Annotated in this window: 19 protein-coding genes; 9 read left to right on the top strand and 10 right to left on the bottom strand. The window is 68.9% G+C overall.

The genetic code is table 11. The features are described 5' to 3' along the window. Window positions 1–3: 3 nt before the first annotated feature. The 3 genes from B141_RS0133725 to B141_RS0133715 all read right to left on the bottom strand — a co-directional run bounded on the left by B141_RS0133725 (window position 4) and on the right by B141_RS0133715 (window position 2,911). On the bottom strand, window positions 4–1,245 hold the full coding sequence (locus B141_RS0133725; RefSeq protein WP_020579602.1) for a peptidoglycan-binding protein: 1,242 nt from the start codon (window positions 1,243–1,245) through the stop codon (window positions 4–6). Further along, entirely contained in the window at window positions 1,242–1,823 is a 582-nt protein-coding gene (locus tag B141_RS46525; protein WP_020579601.1) for a hypothetical protein, read from the bottom strand. Before B141_RS46525 ends, B141_RS0133725 begins: the two co-directional genes overlap by 4 nt. A gap of 278 nt (window positions 1,824–2,101) precedes the next feature. Then, window positions 2,102–2,911: an alpha/beta fold hydrolase gene (locus tag B141_RS0133715; protein WP_026257818.1), complete on the bottom strand. Its 810-nt coding sequence runs from the start codon at window positions 2,909–2,911 to the stop codon at window positions 2,102–2,104. Window positions 2,912–3,185: 274 nt separating this feature from the next. Between B141_RS0133715 and B141_RS0133710 the strand changes: the two genes are divergently transcribed. From B141_RS0133710 to B141_RS0133700, 3 genes are all read left to right on the top strand, one after another. Next, window positions 3,186–3,839, top strand: coding sequence for a response regulator transcription factor (locus B141_RS0133710; protein ID WP_020579599.1), 654 nt, complete (start codon window positions 3,186–3,188; stop codon window positions 3,837–3,839). 11 nt (window positions 3,840–3,850) lie between these two features. Further along, window positions 3,851–5,152 (top strand): sensor histidine kinase, encoded by a 1,302-nt coding sequence (locus B141_RS0133705; RefSeq protein WP_020579598.1) that lies wholly within the window; start codon window positions 3,851–3,853, stop codon window positions 5,150–5,152. 232 nt (window positions 5,153–5,384) lie between these two features. Further along, the gene (locus B141_RS0133700; RefSeq protein WP_040423103.1) at window positions 5,385–6,140 is read left to right on the top strand and encodes a GAF and ANTAR domain-containing protein; all 756 of its coding nucleotides are present in this window, start codon (window positions 5,385–5,387) and stop codon (window positions 6,138–6,140) included. A gap of 27 nt (window positions 6,141–6,167) precedes the next feature. Here the strand turns inward: B141_RS0133700 and B141_RS44195 are convergent, their stop codons facing one another. From B141_RS44195 to B141_RS0133680, 4 genes are all read right to left on the bottom strand, one after another. Next, window positions 6,168–7,067: a ribosomal RNA small subunit methyltransferase A gene (locus B141_RS44195; RefSeq protein ID WP_020579596.1), complete on the bottom strand. Its 900-nt coding sequence runs from the start codon at window positions 7,065–7,067 to the stop codon at window positions 6,168–6,170. A gap of 327 nt (window positions 7,068–7,394) precedes the next feature. After that, window positions 7,395–7,523 carry a hypothetical protein gene (locus tag B141_RS52450; RefSeq protein WP_020579595.1) on the bottom strand — a complete coding sequence of 43 codons (129 nt, stop codon included), beginning with the start codon at window positions 7,521–7,523 and terminating at the stop codon, window positions 7,395–7,397. Next, complete coding sequence (locus tag B141_RS0133685) at window positions 7,520–7,813, bottom strand: YciI family protein (protein ID WP_020579594.1); 294 nt, start codon at window positions 7,811–7,813, stop codon at window positions 7,520–7,522. The genes B141_RS52450 and B141_RS0133685 overlap by 4 nt, the downstream gene beginning before the upstream one ends. Before the next feature lie 147 nt (window positions 7,814–7,960). After that, window positions 7,961–9,004, bottom strand: a complete 1,044-nt coding sequence (locus tag B141_RS0133680) for an SIS domain-containing protein (RefSeq protein ID WP_020579593.1) — start codon at window positions 9,002–9,004, stop codon at window positions 7,961–7,963. A 191-nt stretch (window positions 9,005–9,195) separates the two neighbouring features. Between B141_RS0133680 and B141_RS0133670 the strand changes: the two genes are divergently transcribed. After that, entirely contained in the window at window positions 9,196–9,957 is a 762-nt protein-coding gene (locus B141_RS0133670; protein ID WP_020579591.1) for a GntR family transcriptional regulator, read from the top strand. A gap of 158 nt (window positions 9,958–10,115) precedes the next feature. Further along, window positions 10,116–11,141, top strand: coding sequence for a class II fructose-bisphosphate aldolase (fbaA, locus tag B141_RS0133665; protein ID WP_020579590.1), 1,026 nt, complete (start codon window positions 10,116–10,118; stop codon window positions 11,139–11,141). A gap of 100 nt (window positions 11,142–11,241) precedes the next feature. Here the strand turns inward: fbaA and B141_RS46520 are convergent, their stop codons facing one another. Further along, the gene (locus B141_RS46520; RefSeq protein WP_020579589.1) at window positions 11,242–11,883 is read right to left on the bottom strand and encodes an NUDIX domain-containing protein; all 642 of its coding nucleotides are present in this window, start codon (window positions 11,881–11,883) and stop codon (window positions 11,242–11,244) included. Between the two features lie 682 nt (window positions 11,884–12,565). On the opposite strand from B141_RS46520, the gene B141_RS0133655 reads away from it, so the two are divergent. The 4 genes from B141_RS0133655 to B141_RS0133640 all read left to right on the top strand — a co-directional run bounded on the left by B141_RS0133655 (window position 12,566) and on the right by B141_RS0133640 (window position 16,711). Beyond that, window positions 12,566–13,069 (top strand): 2Fe-2S iron-sulfur cluster-binding protein, encoded by a 504-nt coding sequence (locus tag B141_RS0133655; RefSeq protein WP_020579588.1) that lies wholly within the window; start codon window positions 12,566–12,568, stop codon window positions 13,067–13,069. Continuing rightward, on the top strand, window positions 13,066–14,058 hold the full coding sequence (locus B141_RS0133650) for an FAD binding domain-containing protein (RefSeq protein WP_020579587.1): 993 nt from the start codon (window positions 13,066–13,068) through the stop codon (window positions 14,056–14,058). The genes B141_RS0133655 and B141_RS0133650 overlap by 4 nt, the downstream gene beginning before the upstream one ends. Further along, window positions 14,055–16,139: a xanthine dehydrogenase family protein molybdopterin-binding subunit gene (locus B141_RS0133645; protein WP_020579586.1), complete on the top strand. Its 2,085-nt coding sequence runs from the start codon at window positions 14,055–14,057 to the stop codon at window positions 16,137–16,139. The genes B141_RS0133650 and B141_RS0133645 overlap by 4 nt, the downstream gene beginning before the upstream one ends. 152 nt (window positions 16,140–16,291) lie before the next feature. After that, window positions 16,292–16,711 carry a DUF3151 domain-containing protein gene (locus B141_RS0133640; RefSeq protein ID WP_020579585.1) on the top strand — a complete coding sequence of 140 codons (420 nt, stop codon included), beginning with the start codon at window positions 16,292–16,294 and terminating at the stop codon, window positions 16,709–16,711. A 111-nt stretch (window positions 16,712–16,822) separates the two neighbouring features. On the opposite strand, the gene B141_RS0133635 is transcribed toward B141_RS0133640, so the two are convergent. Next, complete coding sequence (locus tag B141_RS0133635; RefSeq protein WP_020579584.1) at window positions 16,823–17,686, bottom strand: aldo/keto reductase; 864 nt, start codon at window positions 17,684–17,686, stop codon at window positions 16,823–16,825. A 138-nt stretch (window positions 17,687–17,824) separates the two neighbouring features. Beyond that, on the bottom strand, window positions 17,825–19,246 hold the full coding sequence (locus B141_RS0133630; protein ID WP_420313614.1) for an alpha-amylase family protein: 1,422 nt from the start codon (window positions 19,244–19,246) through the stop codon (window positions 17,825–17,827). Window positions 19,247–19,294: the final 48 nt, after the last annotated feature.

The raw sequence follows: 19,294 nt of genomic DNA, 5'->3' as shown, positions 1-19,294 counted from the left end.
GGCTCATGTGGACGGCACCACCACTCGCTGGCCGGTGGTGAGTTCGGTGTCGGTGACCTGGACCATCCCCGCGTCGTCGTCGAACAACCCGAGCGTCACGCGGACCAGCCGGCGCGTTCCCCCGGGTGCGACCACCTCGACGCCGTGCCCGCCGCCAGCCAGGGCGAGGAGCGCCTCGACTGGTACGACGAGCGCGTCCTTCACCTGATCGGAGATGATCCCCACCGTGACCGGTGCCTTGTCGAGGCTGCCCGTCGCCGCCGGTTCGGTCGGGGTGATCGCCACCTCGATCTTCGGCGCTTCCTGCGCGGACTCCGGGGTGCTGGCGACCTTGCCCACCGAAGTCACCCGGCCAGGCGTCGTCGTACCAGTGGGCAGCGTGATGGTCACCTGGTCGCCGACCTTCAGCCGCGTCTGCTGGCTGGCCTGAAGCTTGACGGTCACCTGCCGCGCGGTCGACGTGCCCTCCAGGAGAGCGCTGCCGGGTCCGGCCGGCGCCCCCTTGGTCGCCGAGACGCTGGTGACCCGGAACGCGTCCGGCAGGAACACCACCTGGCCGAGCGTGAGCTTCCCGGTCTTCGTCATTCCCAGATCCGCCTGCAACCTCCTGACCGCTCGCTTGGTACGCCAGCTGAACTCGTCGGAGCGCGGGTCCAGCTGGGATCGCGTGGCGTACCCGAGCGCGACCAGGTTGGCGTTGAGCTGGCGTACGTCCTGGCCCGTCAGATCGGAGGCGTCCGCACCCGCGACCAGATCGCGGTAGGCGGGTGTCGATCCGTACAGCAGGACCACGGGCTTCCCGTCGACGCGGTAGAGCACCTGACCGCGACGGATCACGCTGCCCACGGACGGGAGGGCCGTGACCACGCCGCGGGCCTGGTTGACGACCTGATAACTGCCGGCGTACCCGAGCGTGCCGTCCAGGCTGGTCCGCGCCGACAACGACCGGCGTTCCACGGCCGCGGTGGCGGTGGCCGCCTGGTTGGCGGCCGTTGTGCTGGCGGGGGTACGCCGGGCAGCGAACGGATCGGCCAGGTCGATGCCGAACGGATGCGTACGATCGACCGCGACGACGGCGCCGGCCAGGACGGCCACCACCACCGCGCCCGCGAGCAGCACCCTTCGGCGACGTCGTCGCGGTGGCGGCGCTCCGGTCGGGATCGTTTCGGGTCCGTTCTCGGGTCCGGTCTCGGGTCCGGTCTCGGGTCCGGTCTTGGTTTCAGTCCGGAATCTCGCGGTGGTCATGACCCGTCCTTCTGGTTGAGGCTGCGCTCGCCCCCGCCCTCGGGCAACAGCGACCCGCACGCCTTCTCGGCTGCCTGGAACTTCGGGCTGCCAGGGTCGAGTTCGGTCCCGGGCTGGTTCTGGATCTGGAGGGAGCCGTCGGCGGACGGGTCGGGGAAACTCTTGATGCCGTTGTCCCGCATGCACTTCGAGTACTTCACGTTCGCCGCCCGGATCTTGTCCCGGTCCACTTCCGGGGGGCCTGGCATCAGCGGCTTGCACGCCTTGTCCGCCGCGGCGAAGGTGGGGTTGCCCGGCTCCATCCCGTCTCCGGGCCGAGAGTTGAGGATCAGGCGGCCGTCGCTGTCGGGGTCGGGGAAGCTCTTGACCCCGTGGTCGCGCATGCAGCGGGAATACGCCAATGCGGCGGCCTTCGGATCGCTAGGAGAGTCAGAGGGTCGGGCGCTCGGCGAGGCGGACGGCCCGAGGTTCGCCACGCTCGGGCCGGTTGGTTCGTTGCTGGCGCAGGCGCCGGCGAGGAGGCCGGTCAGGAGCAGCCCCGCGGCCAGCAACAACGGGCGGCGTCGATGGTTCGTCATGTCTCTCGTCCTTCACCGTCAGCGGATTCGTCGTTCACGGGAATTCGTCGTTCACGGGAAGCGGATCGGCGCTTCCTTCGTCCAGTTGTAGGAGTCCGGCGGTTTCGGGGACGTATCGACGAACGCCGCGGCGGAGACGGGTGAACGCCTGACGGGCGTGTCAGACCATTAGGCAGGGATTGATCATCGCTACGCCGTGGTGATCATGAGCACGGCCAGGCCGGCCCGCCGCCGTCGTGTCAGACACGAGGGCGGGCGAGCCTGTTCGGCAAGAGCGGTCACGCTGATTGCTGGCTGACGGTGCTGAGGAACTCGCGGGCATGCCGCAGCCAGGTCGCCCGGTCGGCCTCGTTCAGGACATGCGCGGCGCCAGGCAGTTCAATCAGCCTGGCGCCCGGGATACCGGTGGCCAGGCGGTATGAGCTGTCCGGGAGGACCAGACGGTCGCCGGTCGGCGCTACCACCAGGGTCGGCGCACTCACCTGTGCGAGGTCTTCGCGGACGTCGACCCGGGATACCAGGTCGAAGTGATCCACCATCCCGGGCGGCATTCCGGCCTGGGTTTGTGCCACTAGGACGTCGAGGTCGGCGGGGGAGATCTCGGCCAGGTCTGCCGGTGACATGCACGACACGCAGGCGAGTCGGGCCACATCGCCCCACGCCTCCGCCGTTGCGAGGGTCTTGATGAGTTGGGCTGCGAGCGCCAGGAACGGGTCGGCGACCGGGAAACCTGCGGTGAGTACGAGGGCCGTGACTCGTTCGGGGTGGCGGGTGGCGGCCCGGATCGCCACGGCGGTACCGAGCGACTCGCCCAGGATGCCGAACGACTTGTGCCCTGTCGCGACGGCGGAGGCGACCAGTTGGTCGGCGAGTTCGTCCAGTTGCAGCGGCTCGGCGGCGACCGGAGAGCCGCCGGCCCCCGGGTAGTGCGGGCCGATGAGAGTGTGGTCACGCGCCAGGTCGTCGAGGACGAGGCCGAAGTTGCCCTGAATCCCGCCGCCGGCACCGTGGGCGAGCAGTAGTGCCGGGCCGCTGCCCTGCACGACAACGTCAAGGTAGGGCTGGGGAAGTGACTCTGTAGTGCTCATGCGGCGACGCTAAAGTCTGACATCGGTGTCAGAGTCAAATCGCTGTGGTGGGTCTACGGGTCACCTGCGCATGAAGGAGGGGGTCCGGCGCACCGCTCGACACCGTCCTCACCGCCGGACCACACCCGATTGCCTGACCGCACGCGGCGCGGAGACTCTACGGCTCAGCAGAACCCCTCGTGCCGCTCGCTGCGGAGGGCACCGCGGATCACGTGAGTGATACCGGCGCGAAACCGTCCGCGAGGGACACTGAGCGCAGGAGAGGAGCCGACCGTTGCGGGTACTCGTGATCGAGGACGACGAAGAAATGGCCCAGGCCGTCGCGGTCGGTCTGCGCCGCGCCCACCTGGCCGTGGACGTCGCGCTCGACGGACTGACGGGGCTCGAACGCGCGCAACTCAACGACTACGACGTCATCGTGCTCGACCGGGACCTGCCCGGCCTGCACGGCGACGAGGTCTGCGGCAGGTTGGTGGCCGACGGGTGCCGGAGCCGGATCCTCATGCTCACCGCGGCGGCGGGTGTGGACGACCTGGTTGACGGCCTCGGGATCGGCGCCGACGACTACCTACCGAAGCCGTTCGACTTTCCGGTTCTCCTCGCCCGGATCGGAGCGCTCTTCCGGCGTTCCCAGCCGGCAGTCCCTCCCGTACTCCGCGGCGGTGATCTCACCGTCGACACCGCGCGCCGCCAGGCCTGGCGGGCGGATCGGTCCCTTGATCTCGCGCCCAAGGAGTTCGGCGTCCTGGAGATCCTGCTCGCCGCGCAGGGCCGCACCGTCTCGGCCGAGGAACTCCTCGAACGCGTGTGGGACGAAGCGGCCGATCCGTTCACGAACGCCGTCAAGATCACGATCAGCCGGCTACGGGCCAAGCTCGGTGACCCTCCGGTCATCGAGACCGTGGCGAGGTCTGGTTACCGGATCTGAAGGATCACCCGATGCCACGTCCCCACCGGTTGACCGCGGCCCTCGCAGCGCGCTTCCAGCCACGCCTCCGTAAGCTTCCCCGCCCGACGCTTCCCCGGCGCACGGTGCGCCTTCGCCTCACGCTGATCTACGGCGGGCTCTTCCTCGCCTCCGGTATCGCCCTGCTGGCCATCACGTATCTGCTGTTCGTCAACGCCACCGGCTTCACCTTCCGGGGGCCGGACGGCCAGTCGATCAGCTTTGTCGGTACGCCTGGAACACCGCCAGACCCAGCCGACGCAGCCGGCCCACCCGCGCGCGTCGAACGTCTGGAAGGTCTCAGTGACGAGCAGGCCAAGGCCCAGGCCGCGCAACTCGAAGCACAGGCGCTCCGGCAGCAGGAGGCTGGGAAGCGCCTGCTGCTTGCCCAGTCCGGGATCGCGCTGGTGATCATGGCGTTCGTCTCGATCGTCCTCGGCTGGGTCATGGCGGGTCGAGTACTCCGTCCGCTGCGGACCATCACCGCGACCGTCCAGAGCATCTCCGCGACCAACCTGCACGACCGGCTCGCGCTGGACGGACCCGATGACGAGCTGAAGGAACTCGGTGACACCTTCGACGGGCTGCTCGGCCGGCTCGAGGCGGCGTTCCAGTCGCAGCGAAGGTTCGTGGCGAACGCCTCGCACGAGCTGCGCACCCCGCTGGCCCGTCAACGTGTCCTTGCGCAGGTGGCCCTGACTGATCCCGGCGCCACCGTCGAGTCGCTGCGGGCCGCCCACGAACGCGTCCTGGCCTCCGGCAAGGAACAGGAGACGCTCATCGAGGCGCTCCTCACCCTCGCTCGGGGGCAGGCGGGCCTCCACACCTTCGAGCCGCTCGACCTCGCCGATCTCGCGGGCGACGTCCTGGCAACCCGCGCGGCGGCCATGACAGGTCGTGGTCTCGACGTGGACGCCCGGCTGCGTCCCGCTCCCGCGTGCGGCGACCGGCGGCTCGTGACGCAGCTGATCGCCAACCTGGTCGACAACGCCGTGCGGCACAACACCTCACCGGGCTGGCTCGAGCTGGCCACCAGCACCCGCGACGGTCACGGCATGCTCATCGTCGCCAACAGCGGCCCGATCGTGCCGCCCGCCGAAGTCGACCGGCTCGTCGAGCCTTTCCACCGGCTCGGCGCGGATCGCACCAACCGCGCGGACGGGCACGGCCTCGGACTGTCGATCGTCCACGCCATCGCGGCCAGCCATCGCGCGAGCCTCGCTGTCCGTGCCATTCCCCGCGGCGGTCTCACGATCGAGGTGAAATTCCCTCCAGAACACAACGGCGAGGCGTAGCATCCGCGTGATCTCGCCCTTCGGCCGCATTGCCGGCCGAAGGCGCCAGCATAAGTGTCATGACGGGGAACGGGGGAAGTGTCATTTATGGAAGTGACGTCTGCGTGCGCGGGTCGGCGGGTGTGCGTTCCCTCTTCACGGTTCCCCTTCGGATCGGAGCGATTCGAGGACGACGGTGCAGATGTCGCCGTCTGACGAACGCCTGCCGGCTGACTATCGTGAAGGGGTGGCCATGTCGACGGAAGAGCGCCTGACGAATGCGTTCGTCGAGCTCGCCGACACCCTGGTCGACGAATTCGACGTCATCGATTTTCTGGGCGTGCTCACCCGACACTGTATGGATCTTCTTGGTTCGGCCGCGGTTGGCATCATGCTGGCCGATCACCACGGCGAGTTGCACGTCGCGGCATCCACCTCCGAGCAGGCCCGGATGGTGGAGTTGTTCGAGCTTCAGGTCAACGAAGGTCCCTGTCTGGACTGCTATCAGACCTCCCAGCCAGTGGTAAACGCTCACCTTCCTTCGGCCACTGACCGCTGGCCACACTTCGTGCCGCAGGCAATGGCGGCGGGTTTCCAGTCGGTGCACGCGTTGCCGCTTCGCCTGCGGGACGAGGTGATCGGTGCCATGAATCTCTTCGGCGAGAATGCCGATCCCCTGGCCGAGGACGCGATCCGGCTCGGCCAGGCGATGGCGGACGTCGCGACCATCGGAATCCTTCATGAGCGCGCGGTCCGGCGCGCCGAGGTCCTTGCCGAGCAGTTGCAGTCGGCCCTCAGCAGTCGCATCGTCATCGAACAGGCGAAGGGCGTCCTCGCCGAACGCGGCGGTATGGAAATGGAGGACGCGTTCCTCGCCTTACGCGCTTATGCTCGTCGCAATCGGCTCCGTCTCGCCGAGCTTGCCCGCCAGGTGATCGAGGGCAACCTTGACACTGGCCCGCTCCTGCGGAGTGCCGGCTCTCCACGGCATTCCAGCGGGCGGCGCTGAGGATCCATCCGGTCAGGGGACATTCGCTCACTTCCGCCGTCTCGTCGAATCCGGGTTGTGGCGGGGGACGAGATCGCGCGGCAGTGCCGGCCAGGACCGCACGCCCGCGGTCGCGCTCACGAGCGCCGCCAACTCCGCCCATTGGGCGACCGTGATTTCACCAGCGGGATGCCCGGGCGCGAGTCCGAGGATGGCGCAGATCCGGTGTGCCCGCCTTTTCGGAACGAATTCGGTAAGCAGGGTACGCGCGGGCTGGCCGGGTGCCCGATAACCTCCGGCCAGGAGGGCGTACAACGCTTGCAGGGTTGGGTGTTCTCGCATACCAGGGCGATTCCGGATCGCGAGGTGCGCCGAATCCACCGCAGGTGCTGGGCGAAATGCGGCCGCCCGAATTCGGCGTACGAGGTGGAGTTCGAACCTCGCTCCCCACCAGGCAGTCTCGAGATCCCGTGCGTACGGTCGGCTGATCCGTTTGGCGAATCCCCATTCCACCACCAGGTGTGCGGATCGAAGGGGTGTACGCGCGGGCCGCAGCAGGCGGCGGACGAGTGTCGTGGACAGCGAATACGGTATCGACGCCACGACCTGGAAAGGGCTGCTGGGAAGGGGCGCCGTACGCAGGTCGGCCTCGACTATCCGCACGTTGTCTCGGTCCCCGAACCTCCGGTGGAGACGGCGGACAAAACCCGGATCGCGTTCGATGGCAAGGATCCGGGCGCCGGTGTCCGCGAGCGGGCCAGTCAGAGTCCCCGGCCCGGCACCAAGGTCAAGGACGAGGTCGCCTGGATTGATGTCCGCGGACTCGACCAGGGAGCGGATGACGGTGGTCGAGCGCAGGAGATGGATGCCGTGATGGTTGGCCGGCAGTTGGCTGGCCCGACGACTGGGTGGATGGCCGTGAAGGTGGCGCGACGATTGGGCACGCATGATGATCCTCGAGGGGGTACGCGGACAGGGCGCGAAAAGCCCCACCGAGACCACTCGGGAAGGTCATGCGGGATGGCCGTCGACCTAGGTCGACGGGATGGCACCACGTGGGTGGTGCTGAACGTGTCAGAACGCTCTGCGCTCGTGGGCTTGGAGAAGCCGCACAGGAGCTGGCCCGGTCAGACCGTCACCGAGAGTCGGTGAGGCGGACTGACCGCAGGCGAATGAAGTAGAAGGCGCACATCGCGAGCGACTCTACACCGCGGTCGGGCCGGAGCCGAACGGTTTAACGGCGATCCACCGATCGGACGGCTCGAGCCGTGCGCGTCACTCCTCGGCGAGGTCGAAATCACCGGCGACGCGTACCGTCGCGGCGAGCACGAAGGCCCACTCGCGACGGTACGCGTCCGTCACAGCCCGTTCGGCCGTGGCCGTAGCGTCGTCTTCGACGCTCACTCCTCCGGCGCGACGAACAACGGCCGGACCTCCACACCGCCCCCGTCGAGGGCGACCGGGTTGAGCTTGGCGATCTTCAAGGCGACGTCCAGATCGGGTGCTTCGAGGATGAAGAACCCGCCGACGACTTCCTTGGACTCGATGAACGGGCCGTCGGTGATGGAGTCGCCGCGGATCGAGGTGGCTGTGGTGCTGGGCTGCAACGCATAGCCCGCGACACCGCGACCGCCCAGCTCTGCGGCATCAAGTCTCCTTGGGTGTTCGTCCGTTACTAACCCGTCGATCGGCATCGGCCGACATCGACAATGGACCCAAGGAATTTCCGGTGCTGTGCGGGCCCCGCCCGCGAGGTGGTTCAGGTGGCGCCTGGATCAACCAGAATCGCGCGGTCAGCTCCTTCGTCTGCGCGAACGGCCCGTCGATCACCTGCCGCCCTCTTAGTCGGCGTCGGTCTGTGTGACCTTGGACAGGCCGCGCGGCGAGTCCGGGTCGAGTCCGAGCCGGCGGGCCAGCGCCTCGACCATCAACTGCCCCGGTACGACGGTGGCCAGGGGCGCGACCGCCTCCGTGAGGTCAGGCCCGGGCACCGACAGCGAACAGGCCTTCGCGAACGTCGCGTCCCCACCGATGCCGATCGTCGTCGCGCCGCGTTCGCGAAGGTCGATCGCGACCTCCGTCAGGCCGGCCACCACCGGGCCGTCCTTGGCCGCCACCACGACGGCGGCCACCTCGGAGTCGACCACCGCGATCGGGCCATGCCGCAGGTCGGCGTACGACAGTCCGCGTACCGGCCGCAGGCAGGTCTCCTCCAGTTTCAGCGCCACCTCGAGCGCCGTACCGAACAACAGGCCACGCCCCGACACGATCGTCTCCGCCGACTGGGCGAGGTGTTCGGCGGCGGCGTCCACGCCCTCGCGCTGCTCCACCAGGCGGGCCATCTCCTTGGGGACGCGGGCGAGTTCGGCATCCAGAGCGGGCGGCGTGGGCGCGAGCGCGGTGGCGAGGATGGCCATCGCGGCCAGCTGGGTGGTGTAGGTCTTGGTCGCGGGTACGGCGAGTTCGCGGCCGGCATGCGTGATGAGGGTCAGGTCCGCCGCGCGGGCGAGCGCGCTGGCGCCGTCGTTCGTCACCGCGATCGTCCGGGCGCCGCGGGAGGCGGCCCAGTCGAGGGTTTCGACGATCTCGCGGGTCTCGCCGGACTGGGAGACGCAGACGATGAGGGCGTCGCTGAGATCGACCTCCGCGTGGTAGTGGGTCGCCACGCTCGGGGCGGCGAGGGCCGCCATCCGGTGGGCGTGCGTCTCCACCAGGTAGCGGCCGTAGACGCAGGCGTTGTCGGAGGAGCCGCGGGCGACGAAGAGCACGTGCCGGGTGCCGCGGGCGAGATGGGCGAGTTCTCCACGGAGGGGGCGGAGGGCGTCCAGGGTCCGGCTCACGGCCTCTGGCTGCTCGGCGATCTCCTGGGCCATCTGGGTTGTCATACCGCGTCGTCTCCGAAGGTGCTCAGTTTGGACAGTGCTCGATCTGGTAGGGCGCGAGATCTCGTACCTCTTCGCACCCGGCCGAACGCATACCGTGCACGCCACGGTCGGCGTACGCGAACGACCTCGCCAGGTGCGTGACACGATGCCCGCAGCGATGTCGGAGCGACCATAACCGGGAGGTGGCAACCATGGATGAACGGCGTCGAGTCGTGGCCGACGGACCGGTCCCCAAACACCTCCAGCTCCGGCAGATCCTCGAGGCCATGATCACCGGTGAACTCCGGCCCGACGCGCCGATCCCGTCCGAGCGGGAGCTGATGGCGGCGCACCACGTCTCCCGCATGACGGTCCGGGAGGCGATCGGCCAACTGGTCACCGAAGGCCGCCTCTACCGCGTGCGGGGTAAGGGGACGTTCGTGGCGGCGCCGCGGGTCGACTCGATGCTGGAGCTCACGTCCTTCACCGAGGACATGCGCCGGCGCGGACACGCGCCATCCACCGTCGTGCTGCGCTCGGTCGAACTCGTCCCGCCCGTCGCGATCCGCCAGGCGCTCGAACTCACCGCGAGCCAGACGGCGTACCGCATCGAGCGGCTCCGGATCGCCGACGGCATCCCGATGGCGCTGGAGAACGGTTGGTACGCCGCCGAACCCGCACCGGGCCTGCTCGACCGTGACCTTGGCGGGTCGCTGTACAGCATCCTGGCGAGGTCCTACGGCGTGGTGATCGACGGGGCGAAGCAGACGCTCCGGTCAGAGATCGCGGACGCCCAGACGGCGCGCATCCTCGGCGTCGCGGCGGGGTCGCCGCTGCTCGTGCTCGACCGTACGTCGACGGCGAGCGGGCGGCCGGTGGAGCAGATCACGTCGTGGTACCGCGGCGACCGGTACCAGGTCCACATCGACCTGGCCCGGGCCAGCGATGCCGGGCGGGTGCCCTGGCACCGCTGAGACTGCATCCGCGTCGCCGATCATGAACGGTCGGGTCGGTGACTGTCCGCGGGCAGGTCAGGGACCAGGCGGGACCGGCGGGGCGGCGGAAGGTCAGAGGAATGGTCTCCGCGATACTGGGGGAACGCGAGGATCTAGGACCATCCGAGGAGCACACCATGCCTGTTGCCACGCATGAGGTCTACGCCGAGATGCTTGACCGCGCCAAGGAGGGCGCGTTCGCATACCCGGCCATCAATGTCACCTCCTCGCAGACGCTCAACGCGGCTCTCCGCGGCTTCGCCGAGGCGGAAAGCGACGGCATCGTCCAGGTGTCGACCGGCGGTGCCGAGTTCCTGTCCGGGGCCACCGTCAAGGACATGGTGGCCGGTTCCGCCGCGTTCGCCGCGTACGCCCGTGAGGTCGCGAAGAACTACCCCGTCAACATCGCCCTGCACACTGACCACTGCCCCAAGGACAAGCTGGACAAGTTCGTCCGCCCGCTGCTCGCGCTGTCGGCTGAGCGGGTCGCGCGGGGCGAGGAGCCGCTGTTCCAGTCGCACATGTGGGACGGCTCGGCGGTGCCGCTGGAGGAGAACCTCCAGATCGCCAAGGAGCTGCTGGCCCAGGCCGCGGCCGCCAACGTCATCCTCGAGATCGAGGTCGGCGTCGTTGGCGGCGAAGAGGACGGCATCGTCGGCGCGATCGACGAGAAGCTCTACACCACGGTGGCCGACGGGCTCCGCACCGCCGAGGTGCTGGGCCTCGGTGAGCACGGCCGCTACATCACGGCTCTGACGTTCGGCAACGTCCACGGCGTCTACAAGCCGGGCAACGTCAAGCTGCGTCCGGAGATCCTCAAGGAGATCCAGGACGAGGTGGGCGCGAAGTACACCAAGGAGAAGCCGTTCGATCTGGTCTTCCACGGTGGCTCGGGTTCGCTGCTGGAGGAGATCCGCTCCGCGGTCGACTACGGCGTCGTCAAGATGAACATCGACACCGACACGCAGTACGCGTTCACCCGCGGGGTCGTCGACCACATGTTCAAGAACTACGACGGCGTCCTCAAGATCGACGGCGAAGTCGGTGACAAGAAGGCGTACGACCCGCGCGCCTACGGCAAGACCGCCGAACAGTCGATGGCCAAGCGGGTCGCGGAGGCCTGCGAGCACCTTCGCTCCACCGGCACCACCCTGGCGAAGTAACGCGGCTGTTCTCACCGCCGAGGATGACGCCCGCTCTCAGGTGGCCGTCATCCTCAGGGCGGTGGTCAGTCCAGCGCCAGCTCGCGGCGTCAGCTCAGCCTCAGTGCGATCCGGCGCCGAGCAGCCTGTCGTAGAACTCCTCCAGCCAGGCCTGCTGGCCCGCGAGGAGCCCGCCCGGCATGGGCCGCAACGGCCGCCACGACAGGTGGAAGACGTACTGATTGTTCTCCAACTGCTGCCACCGTTCCGGGGTCTCGCCCCGTGCCGTGAAGTGGAAGAACTCGCGTTGCTGCCTGTGGAGTAGACAGTCCGCTGATACCCACCCCTCGAAGCGGGCGTAGACAAGCCCGTCGGCTCCGTCATCCAGGTCGGACTCCTCGTACACCACGCGCGCGTACCTGTCCCGGCGGTCGACGATGCGTACCCGCACATTGCGGAACGACCAGTTCGTCCGCGGCCCGTCGGGTCCTGGTCGGGTCTGCAGCGCCACCTTCCGGCTGAGGATGCCCTGGTCCTCGGGGAGGTCGTAGGTATGCGCTCCCAGCCGGCTCAGGAGTTCGAGGTCGGCGAGTCCGGTCTCCTCGGCCGCCTCCCGCGCCGCGGCCTCCTCGAAGGTCTCGCCTTCCTCGACGGTGCCGGCCGGGATCTGGGTACCCGCGCCGGCGTGCCAGAAGACGAGGAGTTCGGCGTTGGAGCCGACGCCTCGGGTCACGAATGCTGTCACCTTTCGCTGCGCTTCCATAGCCCGACATCCTGCCGAAACCGCGACCTGGCCCGCGACCTGGAGAGAGCGCTGAGCGGCGGCGCCGGCCATCCGGCACGAGCCGCCGCGACGGAATGCGCGGCAGCGTTCTTGGACCGATGGCACGACCTCTAAGTGTTCATCTGCCCTCGGACCGTAACTTCACAAGTTCTCGTAACCGCTTGTGAGCGGCAACCGATTGCCGGTACGGAGCGTGGTGTCCGGATACGGCCAGGATTACAGGGAACTTTGGAGGTTTGAAGTGTTGCGCACTTTTCATGCTGGCAACGAAACTTTATGAACAGCGGCGGCGCTCCGGACGATCCGCTTCGGCGGGCACTCGATGAGGGGCGCCGCCGCAACCAATTCCACCGGGTTCGGGTCGCGCCTGACTGCGTCCCGACCGGTGCTCGCCGCCTCCTGACCGGTGCTGGCTACCGCACTACCCCGCCTGCGGCGAGTTTCTGGCGGCGTTCGCCACTGATGGCTGAGAGGTCACTCAGCCGGTCCCGGAACGAAAGCGATTCGGTCGCACGGCGCTGGGTACGAGATCCGCGACGCCATCCCCAGTCGCGGCCTACGCCGGGTTCGCGACCACATCGACGTGCGCCCCAGATACCCAGTGCACTGGTGAGCGCCCGGATGGCAGTCGTTCCGTTCCAGCGCTTGAAGGGACTGTCGTATGGACGTCCGGATCCAGTTGCACGTGGACGGCGAGTGGCGGGCACTGACCGTGGATACGCGTACGACGTTGCTGGACGCGTTGCGCGACCGGCTCGGCGTGATGTCGGCCAAGAAGGGCTGTGACCACGGCCAGTGCGGCGCGTGCACGGTTCTGCTGGACGGTCGCCGTGCGACGACCTGCCTAGCCCTGGCGGTTGCGTACGACGGGGCGGAGATCACGACCGCGCAGGGCCTGACGAACGGCGGTATGCCGCACCCGGTGTCCCAGGCGTTCCTCGACCACGACGGGTTCCAGTGCGGGTACTGCACGCCGGGCCAGGTCTGCTCAGCGGTCGGGATGCTGGACGAGGTGAAGGCCGGCCAGCCGAGCTATGTCACCCGGGACCTCGCCCGCTCCGTCGAACTCAACGACGAGGAGATCCGGGAGCGGATGAGCGGCAACCTGTGCCGCTGCGGCGCCTACGTCAACATCGTGGCGGCTATCCGGGAGGTGGCCAGGTGATCCCGTTCGAGTATCTCCGCGCGGAGGACGCCGCCAGTGCCGTGGCCGCCGTGGCGAGCCGCCCAACGGCGGCCTTTCTCGGTGCCGGCACCAACCTCGTCGACCACATGAAGCTGGGCGTGGCGAGTCCCGAACTGCTGGTCGACGTGTCGCGGTTGCCCTTTGATGAGGTGGAGCCACTTCCCGGCGGCGGCGTACGGATCGGTGCGGCCGTGCGCAACAGCGACCTGGCCGCCGACCCGATCCTCCGGTCCCGCTATCCGGCGGTGTCCCGCGCGCTGCTCGCTGGTGCGTCAGCCCAGTTGCGCAATCTCGCGACGACCGGTGGGAATCTGTTGCAGCGCACCCGGTGCGTCTACTTCCAGGACGTCACGACACCGTGCAACAAGCGCGAGCCGGGTTCGGGCTGTTCGGCGATCGACGGGTACACCCGCTACCACGCCATTCTTGGTGCTTCGTCCGCGTGCGTGGCGACGCATCCGTCGGACCTCGCGGTCGCGCTCACCGCCCTCGACGCCACCGTCGTCGTGCTCGGCGTGCACGGCGAACGCCAGATCCCGCTGGCGGATTTCTACCGGCTGCCCGGCGACGACCCGCATCGTGACACGGTGCTGGAGCACGGCGAGCTGATCATCGCCGTCGACCTGCCGGACCTGCCGTTCGCGGCCCGGTCGACCTACCGCAAGGTGCGCGACCGCGCGTCGTACGCGTTCGCCCTCGTCTCGGTGGCGGCGGCGCTGGACGTCGCGGATGGCAGCGTTCGAGATGCTCGGGTCGCCTTCGGTGGCGTGGCGCACAAGCCGTGGCGGGCCACCCGGGCCGAGGAGGTGCTGCGCGGCGCTCCCATCAGCGACGAGAGCTTCCTCCAGGCCGCCGAGGCCGAGCTCGCCGGGGCGCGGCCGCTGGCCGGCAACGAGTTCAAGGTGCCGATGGCCCGCAACACCCTCGTCGCGGTCCTGCGCGAGCTTGCCCAGGAGGAGGCGCGGTGACCGGCCTGTTGGAACCGCACGCCATCGGCCAGTCGCTGACCCGGCTGGACGGTCCGGCCAAGGTAACCGGGACCGCGCCGTACGCGTTCGAGCAGCCGGTCGGCGACCCGCTGCACCTGTTCCCGGTGCAGGCCACGATTGCCCGCGGCAGGGTCACGGCCATCGACTCCTCCGCCGCCGAGGCGATGCCCGGAGTCGCCGGCGTCCTTACCCACACGAACGCGCCCCGACTGGCCTCCGATGAGGACAGGGAGCTCTGGGTCCTGCAGTCGGACCAGGTGGCGTTCCGGGGACAGTTCGTCGCGGCGGTCCTCGCGGAAACACCCGAGATCGCCCGGCATGCGGCCAGCCTCGTCCGGGTGGAGTACGCCGAAGAGCCGCACGAGGCTGAGCTGCGTGCGGACAGCGCCAAGCTGTACGCACCGGACGAGCTCCTTGCCGGCGAACCCACCAACACCTTCGAGGGTGACGTGGATGGAGCGCTCGCCGCCGCGGCGGTCACGGTCGACCAGACGTACACGACCCCCATGGAGCACAACAACCCGATGGAGCCGCACGCCACCATCGCGCGGTGGGACGAGGACGGCTTGACCCTGTACGACTCGACGCAGGGCGCCCACACCGTACGCGTCACGCTGGCACCGGTGTTCGGGCTCGACCCGCGGCAGGTGAGGGTCATCGCGCCGTATGTCGGTGGCGGGTTCGGGTCCAAAGGAATGCCCCACGCGCACAACGTGCTCGCGGGGTTGGCCGCCCGGATGGCCGGCGGTCGGCCGGTGAAGTTCGCGCTGACCCGGCAGCAGATGTACTCCATCGCCGGCTACCGCCCGCCCACCATCCAGCGGATCCAGCTCGGCGCCGGAGCCGATGGCCGGCTCACCGCGCTCGCGCAGGACGTCATCGAGCTGAGCTCGAAGATCAAGGAGTACGCCGAACCTACCGGGAAAGGGACCCGGGTCATGTACGCCGCGCCTCACCGGCGGATCACCCACCGGCTGGACCCGCTCGACGTACCCGTGCCGACCTGGATGCGGGCACCTGGCGAATGCCCTGGGATGTTCGCCCTCGAGGTGGCGATGGACGAGTTGGCCGTCGCGTGCGGTCTGGACCCGATCGAGGTGCGGGTCCGCAACGATGCGGAGGTCAGTCCGGAGTCCGGACTGCCGTGGTCCAGCCGTAACCTCGTGGCCTGCCTGCGCGAGGGCGCCCGTCGCTTCGGCTGGGAGCGGCGCGATCCCACTCCGGGCGTACGACGGGACAACGGCTGGCTGATCGGCACCGGCGTGGCGAGCTCGACCTATCCGGTCTACCGGCTGCCCGGCTCAGTGGCGATGATCCGGCTTCTCGGCGACGGGCGCTACCGCGTGTCGATCGGTGCCGCCGACATCGGTACCGGCACCTGGACCGCGTTGACGCAGGTTGCCGCCGACGCCCTTGGGGTGCCGTGCGAACGCGTCGACCTGCGGATCGGTGACACTGCCCTGCCAATGGCTTCGGTCGAGGGCGGTTCATCGGGCATCACCAGTTGGGGGTCGGCGATCGTGGCGGCGGCTCAGGCGTTCCGGGACCAGTACGGGACCGAACCCGCGGACGGAGCCGAGGTCGTCGCCGAGACGCCGGACAACCCCGACGCCGCGCGGTTCGCGATGCAGGCGTTCGGGGCGCAGTTCGCGGAGGTGCGGGTACACGTCGACACCGGCGAGATCCGGGTGCCGCGGATGCTTGGCGTGTTTGCCGCTGGCCGGATCATCAATCCACGCACCGCTCGCTCACAGTTCATCGGCGGCATGACGATGGGACTGTCCATGGCGTTGCACGAGCAGAGCGTCATGGATCCGCGCTTCGGGCTGGTGGTCAACCACGACCTTGCCGAGTACCACATCGCCGCCAATGCCGACGTGGGTGATGTCGACGCGATCTGGATCGACGAGCACGACCCGTACGTCAATCCCATGGGTTCCAAGGGCATCGGCGAGATCGGCATCGTCGGGGCGGCCGCGGCGGTCGCGAACGCCGCCTACCACGCCACTGGAATCCGGGTCCGCGACCTGCCCATCACCGCGGACAGGTTCCTCAGCTGATCCGCGCGGTAGGGAGTCCACGCCGCGGAGACCGCTGGCCCCTGCCTCGGTCGCGAGCGGCAGGATGGCCACATGAGCGAGCGCAGCGAGCGAATCATCAAACACAGTGCAGTGGGTGCCTCATGCGCGCCCGGAGCGAAGCGAGGACGGGCATGAGCGCTTCTGGCAACCTGCTGGGCGAACCGCCCGCGACCGAGCTTCCCGAGAACACCGAGGCGCGTGCCGCCCTCGACGCCGGTACGGACCCGGCCGACGTGGCCCGGGCCCATCCGACGTACTCCCTCGCCTGGGCGCTCCTCGCCGAGCGGGCGCTCGCCGACGGGCAGGACCTGCCGGCCTACGCGTACGCCCGGGTCGGCTACCACCGGGGTCTGGATGCCCTGCGCCGCAGTGGCTGGAAGGGGCACGGGCCGGTCCCGTGGGAGCACGAGCCGAACCGCGGGTTCCTCCGGGCGCTCGCCGCGCTCGCCAAGTCGGCGGGCTCGATCGGAGAGGCTGACGAGGCGCAGAGGTGTTCGACGTTCCTCGCCGACTCGAGCCGCACCGCGGCCGTAGAGCTGGGACTCGCCTGACCCCCCGGAATGACCACGTATACGTGGCGTGTACCTGCTTCACATGGCACCGACACCGTGTAAGGCAGGCAATGACCACGTATACGTGATCATTTCGCCCGCGAACCCAGGCTAAGAGGTCGCGTCGAGGCTGGCGATCTCCTCGGCGGACAGGACCAGCTCGGTGGCCGCCGCTGAGTCCCGGATCGACTCGGGCCGGCTGGCACCGGGGATCGGGATCACCACCGGCGACTTGGCGAGCATCCAGGCCAGGCAGACCCGTTGAGGGCTGACGCCGTGCGCCTGAGCGACGGTCGCGAACGCCGCGTGCCGCGACCCGAGGTCGCCCGCGTTGGAGATGCCGCCGAGCGGGCTCCACGGCAGGAACGCGATGCCGAGCTGGTCGCACACCTGGAGTTCGGGTTCGCTGCTGCGGAACGCCGGTGAGAACTGGTTCTGTACCGACACCAGCCGGCCGCCCAGGATGTCGTTGGCCTCCCGGATCTGGTCGGGGTTCGCGTTCGAGATGCCGGCCATCCGGATCTTGCCCTCATCGAGCAGGTCCCGGATCGCGCCAACCGAGTCGGCGTACGGCACCTTCGGGTCGGGCCGGTGGAACTGATAGAGCCCGATCGCCTCGGCGCCGAGCCGCTTCAGTGAGGCTTCGCAGGCGGACTTGAGGTACGCCGGCGATCCGTCCTGCGTCCAGGAGCCATCGCCCGGACGCAGGTGCCCACCCTTGGTGGCGACCAGGACCTCTGACGTGTCGCCGCCGTACGTCGCGAGAGCCTTGGCGATGAGGGACTCGTTGTGCCCGACCTCGTCGGCGTACAGGTGATAGGCGTCGGCGGTGTCGATGAGCGTGACGCCCGCGTCCAGTGCGGCGTGGATGGTCGCGACGCTGCGCGCCTCGTCGGGGCGCCCTTCGATGGACATCGGCATCCCGCCGAGTCCGATGGAGCTGACCTGGCTGTCGCCGATCCGGCGCAGTTGCATGGGACGTGCCCTTTCCTACGGAGAACCTTGTTCGTACGAAGAACCTTGGTTCCAGCCTTCGTCGGGACTGCCGATCTGTCCAACAGAAGAAACTGAACGCACTCAGCAGCTGAGGCGATGAAAGTGCTGAGGGCTCAGCTACCGGCTGAGGATCGCCCAGCCGTGGCCGGGCACCAGCACCGGATCGTCGTGAGACGCGTTGAGGTCGCTGGCCACCTCAACCATCCTTCCGTCCGTGTCCAGCGGGAAGGCGTACGGCTGCTCGTCGATGTTGAGCAGCGCGAGTAGGTCATGGTCGGGATGGTCGGGCGCGGTCGCCCGGAGGGCACAGCTCCGGTTGGTCAGGTGCTCGACCTTCGTGCGCGCGCCGACCAGCCAGGGATGCCGGCGGCGCAGCGCGATGAGCCGCCGGTGCAACTCGAAGGTGGGCCAGCCCTCCGGCGGGAGTCCTTCCGGCGACTCCGGAAAGGCCGGCCGGATGGCGTCGTCGCCGCCGGCACGCTCCTCCTTCACTCCCTGGAACGCCTGCTCGTCGCCGGCGTAGATGCTCGGAACGCCGCCCGCGACGAACAACACGGCCAGCGCGTGCCCCAGATGGTCGGGGTGGTCGAGCCGGCTCGCCAACCGGGTCACGTCGTGGTTGCCGACGAAGGTCTGGGGCGCGAACGTGTCGAGGAAGCCGTTGTGCCGGTCGAGTGCCCAGGCGAGCTCGAAGAAGTTCTGGTCGTTCAGCGAGCTCCAGATCGCCTTCCAGAGTTCGTACTGTGTGATCGAGTCCAGTCCGCTGGCCGTGATGTATCCGGCGTAGTCGCCGTGGATCATCTCGCCCACGAACCACGCGTCGGGGTGCCGCCGGCGTACGGGCGGGAGCACCTCCTGCCAGAAGGAGGCCGGAATCGCGTACGCCGCGTCCAGCCGCCATCCGTCGGCGCCGCGGTCGAGCCAGTGAGTGAGGACGCGGGTGACGTAGGCCGCGACGGCCGGCTCGTCGTGGTTGAGGGTGACCAGGTGCCCGTGCCCCTCGAAGGTGGCGTACTCAGTCCGGCCGTCGTCGGTGGGCAGTCGCTGGAACCACCGGCCGGCCGGCGAGTCGGCGTCAGCGGCGGCCGCCTCGACGAACCTCGGGAAGCTCCGCCCGACGTGGTTGAACACGCCGTCGAGCAGCACCTTCAGGCCGCGGCGGTGGGCGCCGGTGACCAGGTGGTCGAAGTCGTCGTCGGTGCCGAGCCGCGGGTCCAGGCGGAGGTGGTCCACCGTGTCGTATCCGTGGGACTCGGCGGCGAAGATCGGCCCGAGCAACAGGCCGGAGCAGCCGAGGTGGACGGCGTAGTCCAGCCAGGCTTCCAGCCCGCGGAGCCGGTGGCGGACCTCGGCGTACGGCTGCAGGGCGACGGGCTCGGCGCCGAGGAATCCCAGCGGGTAGACCTGCCACCAGATTGCCTGGTCAACCCTAGACGAGTGATTCCTAACTCTGTTCGGTGTGGCTGCTGGGATCTTGACGCGGCGGAGGGTATCGATGTCGTTTTGTGACGAACAACCTCGATACCCTCCTGACCGCACTGTATGTGTACATCGATGATCACGTGGTGGAGGCGCACCGGCTCACAC

The organism is Actinopolymorpha alba DSM 45243, assembly GCF_000373925.1.
Classification (GTDB): domain Bacteria; phylum Actinomycetota; class Actinomycetes; order Propionibacteriales; family Actinopolymorphaceae; genus Actinopolymorpha; species Actinopolymorpha alba.
The sequence above is the reverse complement of the archived record's forward strand: the minus strand, read 5'-3'. Positions and strand labels throughout refer to the sequence as shown.

Bases quoted from the DNA above. Each gene is read 5' to 3' on its own strand.
- B141_RS0133655 (WP_020579588.1), top strand. From the start codon at position 12,566: ATGGACGTCCGGATCCAGTTGCACGTGGACGGCGAGTGGCGGGCACTG.
- B141_RS0133680 (WP_020579593.1), bottom strand. From the start codon at position 9,004: ATGACAACCCAGATGGCCCAGGAGATCGCCGAGCAGCCAGAGGCCGTG.
- B141_RS0133685 (WP_020579594.1), bottom strand. From the start codon at position 7,813: ATGCCGATCGACGGGTTAGTAACGGACGAACACCCAAGGAGACTTGAT.
- B141_RS0133635 (WP_020579584.1), bottom strand. From the start codon at position 17,686: ATGCAACTGCGCCGGATCGGCGACAGCCAGGTCAGCTCCATCGGACTC.
- fbaA (WP_020579590.1), top strand. From the start codon at position 10,116: ATGCCTGTTGCCACGCATGAGGTCTACGCCGAGATGCTTGACCGCGCC.
- B141_RS0133670 (WP_020579591.1), top strand. From the start codon at position 9,196: ATGGATGAACGGCGTCGAGTCGTGGCCGACGGACCGGTCCCCAAACAC.
- B141_RS0133725 (WP_020579602.1), bottom strand. From the start codon at position 1,245: ATGACCACCGCGAGATTCCGGACTGAAACCAAGACCGGACCCGAGACC.
- B141_RS0133700 (WP_040423103.1), top strand. From the start codon at position 5,385: ATGTCGACGGAAGAGCGCCTGACGAATGCGTTCGTCGAGCTCGCCGAC.
- B141_RS0133715 (WP_026257818.1), bottom strand. From the start codon at position 2,911: ATGAGCACTACAGAGTCACTTCCCCAGCCCTACCTTGACGTTGTCGTG.
- B141_RS44195 (WP_020579596.1), bottom strand. From the start codon at position 7,067: ATGCGTGCCCAATCGTCGCGCCACCTTCACGGCCATCCACCCAGTCGT.
- B141_RS46520 (WP_020579589.1), bottom strand. From the start codon at position 11,883: ATGGAAGCGCAGCGAAAGGTGACAGCATTCGTGACCCGAGGCGTCGGC.
- B141_RS46525 (WP_020579601.1), bottom strand. From the start codon at position 1,823: ATGACGAACCATCGACGCCGCCCGTTGTTGCTGGCCGCGGGGCTGCTC.
- B141_RS0133705 (WP_020579598.1), top strand. From the start codon at position 3,851: ATGCCACGTCCCCACCGGTTGACCGCGGCCCTCGCAGCGCGCTTCCAG.
- B141_RS0133640 (WP_020579585.1), top strand. From the start codon at position 16,292: ATGAGCGCTTCTGGCAACCTGCTGGGCGAACCGCCCGCGACCGAGCTT.